Origin of the sequence: Streptomyces uncialis, assembly GCF_001905345.1 — a bacterium.
Lineage (GTDB): Bacteria > Actinomycetota > Actinomycetes > Streptomycetales > Streptomycetaceae > Streptomyces > Streptomyces uncialis.
Map to the genome: position 1 here is coordinate 1,024,471 of NZ_LFBV01000002.1, position 14,848 is coordinate 1,039,318.

The 14,848-nt window shown below is 71.5% G+C and carries 17 protein-coding genes; 14 read left to right on the forward strand and 3 right to left on the reverse strand.

The genetic code is table 11. The annotated features are described in order from the left end of the window. Window positions 1-86: 86 nt before the first annotated feature. Window positions 87-1,031 carry an ABC transporter ATP-binding protein gene (locus tag AB852_RS12665; protein ID WP_073787814.1) on the reverse strand — a complete coding sequence of 315 codons (945 nt, stop codon included), beginning with the start codon at window positions 1,029-1,031 and terminating at the stop codon, window positions 87-89. 284 nt (window positions 1,032-1,315) lie between these two features. Here AB852_RS12665 and AB852_RS12670 point away from each other — a divergent pair, with 284 nt between their 5' ends. Then, a complete protein-coding gene (locus AB852_RS12670) occupies window positions 1,316-1,597 on the forward strand; it encodes a heavy-metal-associated domain-containing protein (protein WP_073787088.1) in 282 nt (93 codons plus the stop codon). Between the two features lie 109 nt (window positions 1,598-1,706). Continuing rightward, complete coding sequence (locus tag AB852_RS12675; protein WP_178390997.1) at window positions 1,707-2,198, forward strand: Lrp/AsnC family transcriptional regulator; 492 nt, start codon at window positions 1,707-1,709, stop codon at window positions 2,196-2,198. A gap of 24 nt (window positions 2,199-2,222) precedes the next feature. On the opposite strand, the gene AB852_RS12680 is transcribed toward AB852_RS12675, so the two are convergent. Further along, complete coding sequence (locus tag AB852_RS12680) at window positions 2,223-2,708, reverse strand: Lrp/AsnC family transcriptional regulator (RefSeq protein ID WP_079184553.1); 486 nt, start codon at window positions 2,706-2,708, stop codon at window positions 2,223-2,225. Between the two features lie 256 nt (window positions 2,709-2,964). Here AB852_RS12680 and AB852_RS12685 point away from each other — a divergent pair, with 256 nt between their 5' ends. The 7 genes from AB852_RS12685 to AB852_RS12715 all read left to right on the forward strand — a co-directional run bounded on the left by AB852_RS12685 (window position 2,965) and on the right by AB852_RS12715 (window position 9,301). Further along, on the forward strand, window positions 2,965-3,837 hold the full coding sequence (locus tag AB852_RS12685; RefSeq protein WP_241561827.1) for an ABC transporter permease: 873 nt from the start codon (window positions 2,965-2,967) through the stop codon (window positions 3,835-3,837). After that, window positions 3,834-4,631, forward strand: a complete 798-nt coding sequence (locus tag AB852_RS12690) for an ABC transporter permease (RefSeq protein ID WP_073787094.1) — start codon at window positions 3,834-3,836, stop codon at window positions 4,629-4,631. The genes AB852_RS12685 and AB852_RS12690 overlap by 4 nt, the downstream gene beginning before the upstream one ends. A gap of 133 nt (window positions 4,632-4,764) precedes the next feature. Beyond that, a complete protein-coding gene (locus tag AB852_RS12695) occupies window positions 4,765-5,841 on the forward strand; it encodes an ABC transporter substrate-binding protein (RefSeq protein ID WP_073787096.1) in 1,077 nt (358 codons plus the stop codon). A gap of 1 nt (window position 5,842) precedes the next feature. Beyond that, window positions 5,843-6,955: an ABC transporter ATP-binding protein gene (locus tag AB852_RS12700; protein ID WP_073787098.1), complete on the forward strand. Its 1,113-nt coding sequence runs from the start codon at window positions 5,843-5,845 to the stop codon at window positions 6,953-6,955. A gap of 55 nt (window positions 6,956-7,010) precedes the next feature. After that, window positions 7,011-7,811, forward strand: a complete 801-nt coding sequence (locus tag AB852_RS12705) for a carbon-nitrogen hydrolase family protein (RefSeq protein WP_073787100.1) — start codon at window positions 7,011-7,013, stop codon at window positions 7,809-7,811. Between the two features lie 8 nt (window positions 7,812-7,819). Continuing rightward, complete coding sequence (locus AB852_RS12710; protein ID WP_073787102.1) at window positions 7,820-8,485, forward strand: RraA family protein; 666 nt, start codon at window positions 7,820-7,822, stop codon at window positions 8,483-8,485. A gap of 96 nt (window positions 8,486-8,581) precedes the next feature. Continuing rightward, window positions 8,582-9,301: a 3-keto-5-aminohexanoate cleavage protein gene (locus tag AB852_RS12715; protein WP_073787104.1), complete on the forward strand. Its 720-nt coding sequence runs from the start codon at window positions 8,582-8,584 to the stop codon at window positions 9,299-9,301. Window positions 9,302-9,425: 124 nt separating this feature from the next. On the opposite strand, the gene AB852_RS12720 is transcribed toward AB852_RS12715, so the two are convergent. Next, a complete protein-coding gene (locus AB852_RS12720) occupies window positions 9,426-10,481 on the reverse strand; it encodes a hypothetical protein (RefSeq protein ID WP_143201223.1) in 1,056 nt (351 codons plus the stop codon). 241 nt (window positions 10,482-10,722) lie between these two features. Here AB852_RS12720 and AB852_RS12725 point away from each other — a divergent pair, with 241 nt between their 5' ends. The 5 genes from AB852_RS12725 (at window position 10,723) to AB852_RS12745 (ending at window position 14,799) form a co-directional block, all read left to right on the forward strand. Continuing rightward, window positions 10,723-11,769 carry an alpha/beta fold hydrolase gene (locus tag AB852_RS12725; protein WP_107499209.1) on the forward strand — a complete coding sequence of 349 codons (1,047 nt, stop codon included), beginning with the start codon at window positions 10,723-10,725 and terminating at the stop codon, window positions 11,767-11,769. A 105-nt stretch (window positions 11,770-11,874) separates the two neighbouring features. Then, window positions 11,875-12,231 (forward strand): antibiotic biosynthesis monooxygenase, encoded by a 357-nt coding sequence (locus AB852_RS12730; RefSeq protein ID WP_073787108.1) that lies wholly within the window; start codon window positions 11,875-11,877, stop codon window positions 12,229-12,231. 299 nt (window positions 12,232-12,530) lie between these two features. After that, window positions 12,531-13,166, forward strand: a complete 636-nt coding sequence (locus AB852_RS12735) for a metal ABC transporter ATP-binding protein (RefSeq protein ID WP_073787110.1) — start codon at window positions 12,531-12,533, stop codon at window positions 13,164-13,166. After that, on the forward strand, window positions 13,163-14,029 hold the full coding sequence (locus AB852_RS12740; protein WP_073787113.1) for a metal ABC transporter permease: 867 nt from the start codon (window positions 13,163-13,165) through the stop codon (window positions 14,027-14,029). Before AB852_RS12735 ends, AB852_RS12740 begins: the two co-directional genes overlap by 4 nt. Then, window positions 13,987-14,799 carry a metal ABC transporter solute-binding protein, Zn/Mn family gene (locus AB852_RS12745; protein WP_073787115.1) on the forward strand — a complete coding sequence of 271 codons (813 nt, stop codon included), beginning with the start codon at window positions 13,987-13,989 and terminating at the stop codon, window positions 14,797-14,799. The genes AB852_RS12740 and AB852_RS12745 overlap by 43 nt, the downstream gene beginning before the upstream one ends. The last annotated feature ends 49 nt before the right edge of the window (window positions 14,800-14,848 follow it).

Genomic DNA, 14,848 nt, shown 5'->3' on the forward strand with positions numbered 1-14,848 from the left:
GGTGGTTCGTCGGGAGGCGTGTCGGTGGACGGGCGCGTGGCGGTGCGGGGGCGCGGTGGGTGTCGTGCGGGCGTCGTGGGTGGCCGTCAGGTCGCCGTACGGGTGTCGCGTGTGGTCGTCAGGTCGAGGAAGGCGTCGTCCAGCGTGGCGTCGGTGACGCGGAGCTGATGGGCCGTGATGCGGTGCCGGGCGAGGAGCGAGACGACCGCGTTGACGGTCTCGTCGCTGCCGCCGAGCGTGATCCGGCCGTCCTTGTGCGCGACGGAGGCGAGCGCGGGCAGCGCGGCCAGTTCCTCTTCGTCCAGCGGTGCCGAGGGGGTGAACGAGATGACGGTGGAGCCCGTGGCGCGGGTGATCAGCCCGCGGGGTGTGTCGAGCGCGGTGACCCGGCCGTTGTCGATGAGGGCGATCCGGTCGCACAGCCGCTGGGCCTCCTCCATGAAGTGTGTGACGAGGAGGACGGTGACGCCTTGCTCGCGAATGTCCTCGATGAGTTCCCAGGTGTCGCGGCGGGCGCGGGGATCGAGCCCGGTGGTCAGCTCGTCCAGGACGACGATCCTGGGTGATCCGATGAGGGCGAGGGCGATGAACAGCCGCTGCTTCTGGCCGCCGGAGAGCTTGGCGAAGCGGGTGGTGAGCTTGGCGGTCAGACCGAGGCGTTCGGCGAGGGGCCGCCAGTCGAGCGGGCGGGGGTAGAAGGCGGCGTACAGCTCCAGGGCCTCGCGCACGGTGAGCTTGCCCTGGAGCTCGCTCTCCTGGAGCTGGGCGCCGAGGACCCGGGTCAGCGCCGGGTGATCGGCGACCGGGTCGAGCCCCGCGACCCGGATCCGGCCCGCGTCGGGGACGCGCAGGCCTTCGACGCACTCGACGGTGGTGGTCTTCCCGGCGCCGTTCGGGCCGAGGATGCCGAAGATCTCCCCTTCCCCGACCGAGAAGGAGATGCCGTCGACGACGGTCCGGCCGCCGTAGGACTTGCGCAGGTCCTGGACTTCGATGACGGCCCCGCGGGACGTCGCGCTCGTGTTCGCCATGGTCATGGGTAGAGCGTCGTGGAGGGGCCCGGCCCGCCGCATCGCCCATCGCGCTCGAAGCGGCATCAGCCGATCGGTTGATGCGGGGATACGACCCACAGTCGGCCGGAGCGGGTTCCCGCTGCCGCGACCCATCCCCCGGAATACCCCCTACAGGTATCGGACACTCCGGGGACGGATCTTGCTTTGGATACCGGGTGGGGGTATAAAGGAGCTCACGGGCCGGATACCCCCTGGGGGTCTGGATGAAGCCCGCCCCGCCCCATCATCCTGGAGGAACCCCTATGTCGTCCTGCTGCACCTCCGACGGCAGTTGCTCGACCGGTACGACCACGGAGACCATCACCGAGGCCCGTACGACCGTGTACCAGGTCACCGGCATGACGTGCGGCCACTGCGAGTCGTCGGTCTCGAAGGCGGTCGGCGACGTGGACGGCGTCCTGTCCGTCGACGTCGACGTGAAGGCCGGTCTGGTGACCCTGCGCTCCCTGGCCGACCCGGACGACGCGCTGATCGCGAAGGCCGTGGACGAAGCCGGGTACGAGGTCACCGGCCGCGCGGCCTGATCCCCCCGCATCCCTTACGGGGCCCGGCCGGACGGCCGGGCCCCGTGGCGTTCCCGGCCCCGGCCGGGGTCCCACCATGGCGGCCGTTTCCACATTTGACGGGTATGCCATGGTTGGAGGCGTGCTCGACGACATGGACCGCAGGATCGTGCAGACCCTCACCCGGGACGGCAGGACGCCCTATACGGCGCTCGCCCGGGATCTCGGCGTCTCCGAGACGACCGTGCGGCAGCGGGTGGCCCGGCTCCAGGAGAGCGGTGCGCTGCGGATCGTGGCGCTGTGCAATCCGCTGACCCTCGGCCATCAGTCGGTGCGGCTGATGATCCGCGTCCGGGACCTCACCCCGCGCGCGGTGGCGAAGTCGCTGTCCGGGATGCCGATGATCAACCATGTGGCGCTCTGCGCGGGCAGCCAGGACATCTTCCTGGACGGCACCTGCCGTGACCAGGCGCAGCTGGTGCAGCTGCTGGACGACATCCGGATGCTGCCGGGTGTGTCCCGGGTCCAGGTGCTGCTGCTGCTCGAACTCTTCAAGGACTACTCGTGGAGCGGGCTGGCGAGCGCGGTGGGGCAGGGCGTCAGCGAGGATCCCTCGGCCTGAGCCGGTCCGCACGGCACCCGGGGCTCAGCCGGGGATGATCCGCTCCCCCGGACGGACCGGGACCTCCCGGAAACCGGCCCAGAGGTAGGTGTCCTTGATGACCTCCAGCACGGTCAGCGCCTCCGCGTGCGCGACGCCGTTGACCCGGCGCACGCGTTCGGTGAGGAGTTCCGCGAGGTGTTCGAGGTCGCGGCAGCGCACGTCCACGATGAGGTCGTAGGGCCCGACGCAGGAGGCCACGTACCGCACCTCGGGCATCCGGGACAGCTCGCGGGCGGCCAGGGCGACGGGTATGTGGTGGATGCGTACCGCGAGGTGGACCTCCATCTCGCCCATCCGCACCGCGTCCGTCATGCCCACCACCTGGAGCACGCCCTTGCGCTGGAGCCGCTGGTAGCGGGCGCGTACGGACGCCTCGGAGAGGCCGACGGTACGGCCGATCTCGGCGAAGGAACGGCGGCCGTCCACCCGGAGCTGGTCGATGATCTGCCGGTCCAGGTCATCGATCACGGGACACCTCCGAGGAATGGGTGGTACTCCCATCCATCATCCCCCGGGCGTCAAGAGCCGACGTCACACCGGCCGCCGACTACGAGATCCGTGGAAATACCCGGCGCATTCCACGGTATTCGTTCCTTCTCCATCTTTCCGGCCACTGGCTGATGACCGACGCTGTTCTCCATCGACGAACCCCCCGCCCGGACCAAGGAGAACAGCGCATGCACACGACCCCTCCGCCCGACCGGACCCCGCGCGGGACGTCCCGGTGACGGCAGCGCCGCCGCGCTCCGCGCGCGGGGCCGCGGTGACCACGGCGCTGCTCGCGCCGGCCGGGATCACGGTGCTCGGTCTGGTGCTCGTACCGCTGATCCTGGTGGTGCGCAACAGCTTCGCCTCCGCCGACGCGTACGGCGGGGTCCAGGGCGGCTACACGCTCACGAACTACCAGGACCTGTTCGAGCCGATCTACCTCAAGGTCTTCGGCTACAGCCTCGGTATGGCGGCCCTGAACACCCTGGTCTGCCTGGTGCTCGGCTACATCGTGTCGTACTACCTGGCCGGCCGGTCCCAGCAGCGCCAGATGCTGCTCCTGCTGCTGATCATCGTGCCGTTCTGGACGGACTTCCTGGTCCGGACGTTCGCGTGGATCAATCTGCTCAGCCCCGGCGGCCCGGTCAACAGCCTCACCGATGCCATCGGCTTCACCGACGGACCCACCCAGTGGATACCGAGCCAGGGGGCCTCGTTCATCGGACTGGTGTACGCGTTCCTGCCGACGGCGATCTTCCCGATCTACGCGTCGCTGCGCGGGGTGGACAACTCGCTGGGCGAGGCCGCGCGTGACCTCGGCTGCGGCTGGTGGCGGGTGCACACCCGGGTACTGCTGCCGATCGCCCGGCCGGGGATGCTCGCCGCGGCGCTCCTCACCTTCATCCCGACCCTCGGTGTCTTCGTCATCCCCGTACTCCTCGGCGGCGGACGTGACCAGCTGGTCGGCAACCTGATCGTCACCCTGTACACCGAGTTCCGAAACCAGCCGATGGGCGCTGCGGCCTCCGTGGTCCTGCTGGTGCTGATGGTGGCCTCGATGGCGGTGTTCGGACTGGCCGCCCGGCGGCTGAGGAGGAAGACGGCATGAAGCACGCCCTCGACACCGTGACGGCCTGGCTGGCCCGGGGTGTCATCGCCTTCCTCTACATCCCGATCGTCGTCGTGGTGGTGCTGTCGTTCAACGACTCCGAGGTCACGTACAAGTGGGCCGGGTTCTCCACCCGCTGGTACGGGACGCTCGCCGACAACACCGAGCTGCTGGCCGCGCTGCGGGTCAGCGCGGAGGTCGCCCTGATCTCCGCGACCCTCGCCACCGTGTGCGGGCTGCTCTCCGCGATGGGCATGGCCCGGCTGGCCAGACGCTGGAAGACCGTGTTCTCCGGCGGACTGTTCCTGCCGCTGATCATCCCGGAGATCGTGCTGGGCGTGGCCCTGCTCTCGGTCTTCGGCGCGATGGGCGCGGACCTCGGGATGACGACCCTGGTCCTCGGCCATCTGGTGGTGACGCTGCCGTACGCGTCGCTCATCGTCCTCGGCGCGTACAACGCGCTGGACTCCTCGCTCGGGGAGGCCGCGACCGACCTCGGCTGCAACCCCTGGCAGGCGTTCCGGCGGGTGACGCTGCCGCTGCTGCGCCAGCCGCTGCTCGCCGCGTGGCTGCTCTGCTTCACCATCTCGTTCGGCAACATCGTGATGTCGACGTTCACCAACGGCATCGGCTCCACCACCCTGCCGCTGCGGGTCTACTCGATGCTCAAGGGCGGTCTGACGCCCGAGATCAACGCGCTGGGCACGCTGCTCGTGCTGTTCACGCTGCTGATCATCCTCGGTGTGGGCCTGCGCCAGATGCGCCAGGTGCTGCTCGGCGGAAAGCGCGGCTAGCTCCCCCGGCGCCCCGCCCCCGTCGCCGTTCTCCGGCACCACGGCACCACGGCCTTCCGGCCCCTTCCCAGGACCCGCACCACCCGGCCCGCTCCCCTCCCCGGCTTCCTCATTTCGCGAAAGGCACACCCTCATGCGTACGAGAAGAGTCCCCAGAACCGTCCTCGCCGCCTCCGTCGCCACCGTCACCGCGCTCGTCGTCACCAGTTGCGGCGGCTCGGGGTCCGACTCCGGCTCCGGCGGCGGGAAGAAGCTGAACATCTACGCCTGGGCCGGGGAGATCCCCGAGTCGGTGGTGAAGAAGTTCGAGGCGGAGACGGGTATCAAGGTCACCCTCGACACGTTCGACAGCAACGAGACCATGACCGCCAAGCTCAGCTCCGGTTCGGCGGGCTACGACCTGGTGGAGCCCAGCCAGTACACCGTGCAGCAGCTCATCGGGCAGAAGCTGATCCAGCCGCTCGACCACGCGCGGATCAAGGGCATGGACAACCTCGCGGAGAAGTTCCGCGACCCGTCGTACGACAAGGGCAACAAGTACAGCGTCCCGTGGATCTGGGGCACGACGGGCTTCGCGTACAACGACAAGTGCGTGGACTCGGCGACCAGCTGGAAGACCCTGTTCGACAAGAAGTACCAGGGCAAGGTCTACATGCTGGACAACATGCTGGCGGCCTACATCGCCGGTCTCCAGGTCACCGGCGCCCGCGCCACCAGCACCGACGAGGGCGAGATCAAGGCGGCCACCGAGGCGCTGGAGGACCAGAAGGACATCCTCGCGGGCTACAACTCCACCAACTACCCGCAGTTGCTGTCCACCGGGCAGGCGTGCGCGGCCCAGGCGTGGAGCGGCACGGCGATGGCGAAGGTCGTCGCCGCCAACGAGAACGTCCACTACGTCATCCCCGAGGAGGGCGGCTCGATCTGGACGGACGGGCTGTCCATCCCGAAGGGCGCGAAGAACACGGACGCGGCCTACGAGTTCATCAACTTCACGCTGCGTCCCGAGATCGCGGCCATGGCCACCGACGACGGCGGCAGCGCCAGCACCAACGCCAAGGCCCGTGAGTTCATCAAGGACAAGAAGGCGCTGGACAACCCGGCCGTCTACGCGAGCGACGAGGCCATCAAGAACGCGGACTTCCTGCTCGACCCGGGCACCGCGATGAAGCACTTCCAGCAGGGCTGGACCAAGGTGAAGGCGTCCTGACATGACAGCCACCCTGAAGGACCCCCGCTCCCCCGCCCAGGCCACCGCGCCCGCGGTGCGGCTGACCGGGGTCGGCAAGACATTCGGCGGCACCCCGGCCGTCATCGACGTGACCCTCGACATCCGGACGGGCGAGTTCTTCTCGATCCTCGGCCCGTCGGGCTGCGGCAAGACGACCCTGATGCGGATGATCACCGGCTTCGAGACGCCCAGCGAGGGCACCGTCGAACTCGACGGGGCCGACTGCACGGGCGTACCGCCGCACAAGCGCGACCTCAACATGCTCTTCCAGAGCTACGCGCTGTTCCCGCACCTCGACGTCAGTGAGAACGTCGCCTTCGAGCTGAAGGTCCGCAAGTCCCGGCCCAAGGCCGAGATAGCGCAGGCCGTACGGGAGGCGCTCGCGCTCGTCCGGCTCGACGGGTACGGGGACCGGACCATCGGCCGGCTCTCCGGCGGCCAGCGCCAGCGCGTCGCCATCGCGCGGGCCCTGATCGGCCGTCCCTCGCTGCTGCTGCTGGACGAGCCGCTCGGCGCGCTCGACCAGAAGCTGCGGGCCGAGATGCAGCTGGAGCTGAAGAAGATCCAGCGCGAGGTCGGCGTCACCTTCGTCACCGTCACCCATGACCAGGAGGAGGCGCTGACCATGTCCGACCGGATCGCGGTCATGGACGGCGGCCGGGTGCTCCAGGTCGACACCCCCGAGGCGATCTACGAGCGGCCCGCGACCCGCTTCGTCGCGAACTTCATCGGCACCTCCAACTTCCTGACCGGCACCCTCGGCGGCGGACGGCTCGGGGTCGACGGGCTCGGGAACATCGCGGTCCCCGACGGGCACGGCCACCCCGACGGCACCCCCGTCCATCTGGCCGTCCGCCCGGAGAACGTCCGGCTCGCCCGCGCCGGCGAACCGCTCCAGGACTGCCCGGTCCGCGCGGACGCCACCCTCCAGCAGATCGTGTACCTCGGCAACGCCACCCGCTACCACCTCGCCCTCGCACACGGCGGCGACTTCGTCGCCGAGGCCCGCGGGACGGATGTGAGCGGTCTGCGGATCGGTGAACAGGTCGTCGTCGGATGGCACCCCCGGCACTCCCGGGTGCTGGCCGAATGAGCGCGCCCAGGCCGCCCGCACCCGCCCCGTCCCACGCCAGCAAGGAGATACGACCGTGAAGGTCGCCGCAGCCCAGTTCGCCCCCACCGCCGACGCGGCGGCCAATCTCGCGGTCATCGAGGAGATGGCCCGGGACGCCGCCGCGGCGGGCGCCGAACTCGTCGTCTTCCCCGAGGAGTCGATGGTCCCCTCGGACGCCGACGAGTCCGAGGAGGTCCCGCTCCGTGAACTCGCCGAGAAGCACTGGCCCGCGTTCCTCGAAGGGCTCGCCCGGATCGCCACCACCCACGGCATCGCGGTGATCGCCGCCGGTTTCGAGGACAGCGGCGAGGCCCTGCCGTACAACACCATGGCCGCCGTGGACGCGAGCGGTGAGGTGCTCGGCCTCTACCGCAAGATGCATCTGTACGACGCCTTCAACTACAAGGAGTCCCGCAAGGTCCAGCGCGGCGACACCGGCCCCGTCGTGGTCCGCATCGGCGACTTCAACGTCGGCCTGGTGAACTGCTACGACGTGCGCTTCCCGGAGTTCACCCGGTCGCTGGTGGAGATGGGCGCGGATCTGCTGGCGGTCTCGGCCGCCTGGGTCAAGGGTCCCCTCAAGGAGGACCACTGGGCGACGCTGGTGCGCACCCGGGCCATCGAGAACACCTGCTGGGTGGTGGCGTCCTCGCTGACCACACCCGACTGCATCGGGATGAGCATGGCCGTCGACCCGCTCGGTGTGGTCCGGGCCGCCCTCGGCGAGGAGGAGCGCTCGATGCTCGTCGTCGACGCCGACAAGGACCGGATCGACCGGGCCCGCACGGTCCTTCCCGTGCTCCGCAACCGCCGCATCATCATCGGACCGAGGTGACCCCCGTCATGCCGCTCGACCTGCGTGAACTGCCCGCCCCCCTCGACGGGGAACTCGTCGAGAAGCTGCGGAGGGTGGACTTCCCGACCCTCGGCCACTATCTGGAGGAGGGCTTCTGCGACCCGCTGCTCCAACGTCAGGCGGGGACCGACCGGATCGTCGGCCGGGCCGTCACCGTACGCATCACCGCCACCGACTCCACGATGCTGCATCACGCCGCCGGGCTGGTCGGGCCCGGTGACGTGGTGGTGGTCGACTGCGGCGGCGACCGCCGGCACGCGCCGCTGGGCGAGGTCGTCGTCAACGCGCTCGCGTCCCGTGGCGCGGCGGGCGTCGTCGTGGACGGCCTGTGCACCGACATCGACGCGCTGCGCGCGCTCGCGCTGCCCGTCTACGCGTACGGACGCACCGCGCTGACCACCAAACTGCACGGCATCGCGGACGGTTCGCTGTGCGCGCCGGTCGTCTGCGGCGGTGTCCCGGTGCAGGCCGGCGACATCGTCCTCGGTGACGCCAACGGCGTGGTCATCGCGTCCGCCGTCCGGCTCGCGGCCGTCGTGGAGGAGGCCCTCGACGACGACGCGGAGGAACCCGCCCTTGTCGCGCAGCTGTGGCAGGGCAAGCCGCTGGGCTCGCTGACCGGCGCCACGGAGACGCTTCAGCGGCTGGGCTGACCTCCCGCGTTCCCCCCGGCGGCCGGTCCCGGACGCCGGGGCATCACTCCCCACCGGGTGCGCCCCGCACCACATCCACCCCCCGAAAGGACCATCGTGCTCCTCAAAGCCGCCGTCAACGGCGGGCGTTCGCGAGACGAGCGGCCCACCGTCCCGGTCACCGCCGCGCAGATCGCCGCCGACACCGTCGCCGTGCTCGCGGCCGGCGCGGACGTCGTCCACTTCCATGTCCGCACCCCGGACGGCGGCCAGACGATCCGCCCGGACGCCCTCGCCGAGGTGCTGTCCGCGATCCGCGCGGTCGCCCCGGACGCCGTCGTCGGCACCACGACGGGTCTGTGGACCTGCTCGGGTCCCGAGGAGCGCTACGAGCTCGTCAAGTCGTGGGAGACGCTGCCCGACTTCGCGTCCGTCGCGTTCAGCGAGGAGGACGCGGCGCGGACCGCGGAACTGGTCGTCGAGCGCGGCATGGTCCTGGAGAGCGCGGTGTGGACGATGGACGACGTCCCCCGGCTGCTGGCGTCACCCACCCTGCACGACAACGTCCGGATCCTGATCGAGCCGCTGGAGGAGGACCCGCAGGAGGCCGTCGCGGCGGCCCGCGCGATGGCCGCGCGCATCCAGGAGGCCGGGGTGACCTGCCCGATCCTCTACCACGGCGACGGCCCGACCGTCTGGCCCCTGGTACGGGCGGCCATCGAGGACGGCCATGAGACCCGGGTCGGCTTCGAGGACGGGACGGACCTCCCCGACGGCACGGACGCCCCGGACAACGCGGCCCTCATCCGCGCCGCGCGCGCCCTGGCCGCCCGCTGACCGGCTCCCGTGCGGGGCCGCTGAGGGCCCCGCACGGGAGTCCCACAGCCGCTGGCGCGGTGAGGGGTACGGGGGACCGCGCACCCCACGCGTACCCGCACCGGACGGGGGACGCCCGACCGGATCACCCCGACGGCAGCCGCAGGTCCCAGCACCGGTGCCGGGCCGCCGCCCGCTCGGCGTACGCGCGGAACGCGGGTCCGCCGAAGCTCTCCCCGCCCTTGGACCCCGGCGGACGCGCGGCGCCCGCGTCGGGCGGGACGGCGCCGATGAACAGGGCGCGCTCGCTGTCACCCGGGCATGTCGCGCTCGCCCAGCGGATGTTGCGCTCGGCGCCCGCGTCGGAACGCCGGTACGGCAGCCTGACGTCGTCGCGTTCCTGCCGCGCGTACAGGTCGAAGTGGGCGGTGAAGACATAGGGCGTGTCGAAGTGGGCCGACGCCCAGACATCGCAGCGCTCGTACAGGGCGCCCCTGCCGACGGGCGTCTCCCGGACCAGGTCCAGGCGTTCGTCCCGGGCGAGAGGCAGCCCGGCGCAGGTGCTCTGGGCGTGTGTGGCCAGCCGTGTCCCGTGCACATAGGGCAGTTTCCGCAGCGGCGCACCGCCGGTCGCCTCGCAGCCCCAGCGGCGCGCGGCCTTGGTGGCCGTGGCCGTGCCGAACCGGGCCCAGAACACGTCCTCGCCGCGCCAGGAGCTCGTCCGGCTCTCCCGGTCCACGGGAGCGTGGTCCTCACGCCCGGTGTACCCCTCGACCATGACCGAGACGGCGTTGCCGTCGTCCCGGCAGGGGAGCAGCAGCCGGATCGTGCGGCCGTCGGCCGCGCCCCGCCAGCCCCCGGGCAGCGGGGCGGGGTGCCAGGGGCCGTCGAAGGACGGGAGGAGACGCCGTCCCGTCCCGGTGGTGCGGGCACCGGGCCGCAGCAGTGTCACCCGTACCACCGTCAACCGCTCGCCCAGCAGGCACACATACGCGTCGCGGCCCTCGGTGCGGTCCTCGCGCAGCGGTACGGACGTGTGCAGGCCCTCGAACAACTGGCTCCTCTCGTACGCCAGCAGTCCGCCGCAGAAGGACTTCATGGAGTCCTCGAAGCGCCAGCGGGCCGCGGTACCGCTCTCCCGCCACCAGATCCAGACCGCCAGCAGACACAGCACCAGCGTCCCGGCCGTCCAGGTGGCCACCCGCGTCACCGTCGCACGCACCACGCCCATCGGTCCCCCCGTCTCCCACCGACGGCCCCGCCGCCGAATTGACGTGCCCTTGCCCGTCCGGCCACGCCCCCTAACCTTCGCGGCGGCCAGCGAGCGCGCGGCCACGGATGCCGCGGCCGTTCGACCTGGCCCGGTTCCGCCCGACTCCTTTGATCTTGGGGAGGGTTGGGGCACGCTACGGGTACGGATGGGCGACTTCCTAGGGGGACGTGTGACGACACGCCGGATCTTTCTGACCGCGGGCGCGGGTACGGTCGCGGTGGCGGGTACGGGGGCGGGCGCCGTACCGGCGAGCGCGGCCGGGGCGGCAGGCGCTCCGGCCGAGCCGGTGTACGACGTACCGCTGGGCATCGCGATGGAGGGCTACCGGAGCGCGTTCCCGGTGCGCTTCCTGCGGATGGTCAACCAGGGCGAGACGGTCGACATGGCCTATCTCGACATCGCCCCGTCGGCGCCGGTGTCCGGCCGCACCGTCCTGCTGCTGCACGGCAAGAACTTCGACGGCGGTTCCTGGACCCCCACCGCGCGGGCACTCGCCGCCGCGGGCCACCGGGTCGTCGTACCGGACCAGATCGGTTTCGGACGCTCGTCCAAGCCCGCCCTCGACTACGGCTTCGGGCTGCTCGCGGGGAACACCGTGGCGCTGCTGGACCACCTCGGCGTCCCGGTCGTGGACGTGGTGGGCCATTCGATGGGCGGCATGCTCGGGGTCCGGTTCGCCCTGGAACACCCCGCACGGACGCGGCGATTGGTGCTGGCGAACCCGGTGGGCCTGGAGGACTACCGGGAGCTGGTGCCCGCGCACACCACCGAGCGGCTGTTCGCCGACGAGCTCGCCAACACCTCCCTCGCGGGGATACGGGCGTTCTACCGCTCGTACGTGGTGACCTGGCGGCGGGCCTACGAGCGGAACGTGGAGCTGCGGCACCGGATCACGCTCAGCGCGGAATACCCGCGCTGGGCGCTCGCCTCGGCGCGGACCTATCAGATGGCGTACCACCAGCCGGTGGTCCAGGATCTGCCGTCGCTGCGGCTGCCGGTGCTGCTGGTGATCGGCCAGGAGGACCGGGCCGCGGTCGGCAAGTCGTACGCGACCCCCGAGAACCGGGCGAAGCTCGGCAACTTCCCTGTCCTCGGCAGGCTGGCCGCCGCGGCGGTCCCGGGCGCCCGGCTGGTGGAGCTGCGCGGTGTCGGCCATCTTCCGCATCTGGAGGCCGGGCGGCGCTTCGAGCGCGAGGTGCTGTCCTTCCTCGGGTGAAGGAGGTGCGGTGAGAGGACGGCTTGACCTCAAGTTCGCTTGAGGGGACAGGATTCGGGACATCGGAGGACGGGAAAGACCCGACCCCGCACCCCAGGAGCAGTCATGCCGTCCACCGACACCGGCTTCTACTCGATCATCGACCACACCGTCGACGGCCCCGCCACCCAGACCGAGCTCGTGAACGCCTTCGCCGAGGTGCAGGAGCGGTGGGTGCGCTTCTACCCCGGGTACCGTTCCGCCCGGTTCCACGTCAGTACGGACGGCACCCGGGTCTACAACATCGTGCACTGGGAAACCGAGGCGGACTACCGCAACTTCGTGGAGACGTCCGACACGGAGGGGCGGATGGCCGCGATCGGGGCGGCTCTGGCGGGCCTCTCCGGCACGGCCGAACCCCGGATGACCGGCGTGCCCACGTACACGGTCGTCCGTGAGGTCGGCCGGGGGCCCCAGGCCTGACCCCGCCCCGCGGCCACCTTCGCGCGTCCTCCCGTACCTCGGTCCCCGAGTCCCCGAGTCCCCGAGTCCCCGAGCGGATCGTGACAGGCGTCCTGTCGCGGTCCGCTCGTGTCGTCCCGCCACCGCAACCACGGCACCGCGCACACGGCACGCCAGCGCAACCGCCCCGCCCCGCCCCGCCCCCGACAGGAATCCCCGGCCGGGTGGGGAACCCGGCGGGCCCGTGATCCGACTACTGCGGCGTGGGAGGGCGAACGCCCGTCGGGCCCACCCTGCCGCGGCGGAACGAGGGATGTGGGATGGGCGGACTGGACATGTGCGTCAAGGAGTTGGTGTGCCGGCACGGCCGGGTGGAGGCGGTCGCCGATGTCGATCTGGAGATCGCCGCCGGTGAGCGGGTGGCGCTGACGGGTACCAACGGATCGGGCAAGACCACCTTGCTGCGGGCGGTGCTCGGGCTCCATCCGCAGGCGCGGGGCTCGATCCTGGTCGGCGGCCGGGGCACCGGTTCGGCGGCCGACTGGGCCTGGCGGCGGCGCGCGTGTGCGTGGATACCGCAGAAACCGGCGGCCGGACGGTTCCCGATGCTCGGGTCCGAACTGCTGGCCAGCGGTACCGCGCCCCGCGAGGCGCATGAGGCGGCGGACCGGCTCGGGGTGGGAGCACTGACCGAGCGCCCCCTGCACACCCTCTCGGGCGGGCAGTTGCAGCGGATGTATCTGGCGCGGGCGGTCGGCTGTGTCGCCGCCGGGGCCGGGGTGCTGCTGGCCGACGAGCCCACCGCCGCCCTCGACTTCGACGGGCAGGAGGAAGCGGCGGACGCCCTCACCTCCCTGCCGGTGACCCTGGTCGTGGTGACCCACGACCGGGCGATGGCGCGACGCTGCGACCGGGTGCTGGAGATGGCCGCCGGGCGGCTGCGGGAGGTCCGGTGAACCTCGCCACCACCGATGTCGGCGCCCTGCTGGAGCTGCTGCCCGTGCAGCGGGCCGGGGCCGCGCTGCTGCTGGCCGCGATCGGGCTCCCGGTGATCGGGGTGATCATCGTCGGGCTGGACATCATGCCGGTCCGGTTCGCGATGATGCATGTGGCGCTGCTGGGGGTCGCCGTCGGGCTGATCACCGGTCTCGACCCGATGCTGTGCGCGCTGGTGGCCTGTGCCCTGTCCGGCGCGGGCATCGCGCCCCTGGCCCGTACGCCCGACGGACTTTCGGGAGCGATGGGGCTGCTGATGAGCCTCGCCATCGCCGCCGCGCTGCTGCTGCTCGCCGTGTCGGGGGTGAACGCGTCCGGTGCCTTCGCCCTGCTGTGGGGGTCGATCCTGTCGGTGGGCGGCATGGACCTGGTGGTGCTCGGCGCGCTCGCCGTCGTCGTACCGGGCCTCTTCTGGTGGCGGCGCCGGGACATCGGACTGCTGCTGTACGACCGGGAGCTGGCGCAGTGCTCCGGGGTACCGGTCAGGGCGCTGACCACGGTCCTGCTGGTGTTGGTCGCGGTCGCGGTGGCCGGGGCGATCAAGCTGACCGGCGCCCTCCTCGTCGACGCCCTGACCCTGCTGCCCGCGCTCGCGGCCCGCCGGCTGGGCAGCTCGCTGACGTCGATCACCCTGTGGGCCGTCGGCATCGGGATCGCCGTCAACCTCACGGGGTTCCTGCTGGCCCTGTGGCTGGACTGGCCGCCCGGCCCGGTCCTCGTCCTGACGGCCGGGGCGGTCGTCCTCGCCGTGCATTTCCTACCCGAACGGAGAACCAGCTCATGGCGCGCACCCGCGTCCGTACGTCTTCCCTCCTCGCGCTGAGCACGGCGCTGACCCTGGCCCTGCTCACCGGCTGCGGCGACAGTGGCACCGCCACCGCCTCCGGGGACGGCGGGCACCAGCACGACGGGCAGCCCCGGGTGGTCGTGACGACCACCTGGGAGGGTGCCTTCGCGAAGGCGGCGGGGGCCGAGGACATCAAGGTCATCGTCCCGCAGTCGGTGCACCACGCCCCGGACTACGATCCGAAGCCGTCCGACCTGGCGGCCGTCGCGAAGGCCGACTTCGTGCTGTACGCGCCGTTCGAGCCGTACGCCGAGAAGATCAAGGAGGCGGCGGGTTCCGACGCGGAGCTGGTCGAGGTGAAGCTCGACAACGACCCCGGCCGGGCGGGCGCCGAGATCACCCGGCTCGGCAAGCTGTTCGGCACCGAGGACCGTGCCGCGAAGGGGAAGGCCGCGATCGGTACGGAGTACGACAGGCTCGGCAAGGAGCTGCGGGCGCTGTGGGCGGGCGGCAAGGCCCCGACCGCCGTCAGTCAGGTCTTCACCACCTGGGCCACGGGGCTGGCGGGTGCCACCACGGTCGGCACCTACGGGCCCGAGGCGGTGACCCCGGGACAGCTCGCGGACCTCTCCGCCGAGAAGCCAGCCCTGGTGGTGGACAACGCCCATATGGCGACGGGTGCCGTCCTGCCCGACTCCGGTGCCCGGCAGGTGACGATCGCCAACTATCCGGGGGACGACCTCGATCTGCTGGCGGTCTACCGGGACGCGGCGGCTGAGCTGAGGAAGGCGCTCGGCGCGGGCTGATCCGCGGGGGTCCGGTCCGTGGCCCGGTCCGAGTCCGGGGCCGGGGCCG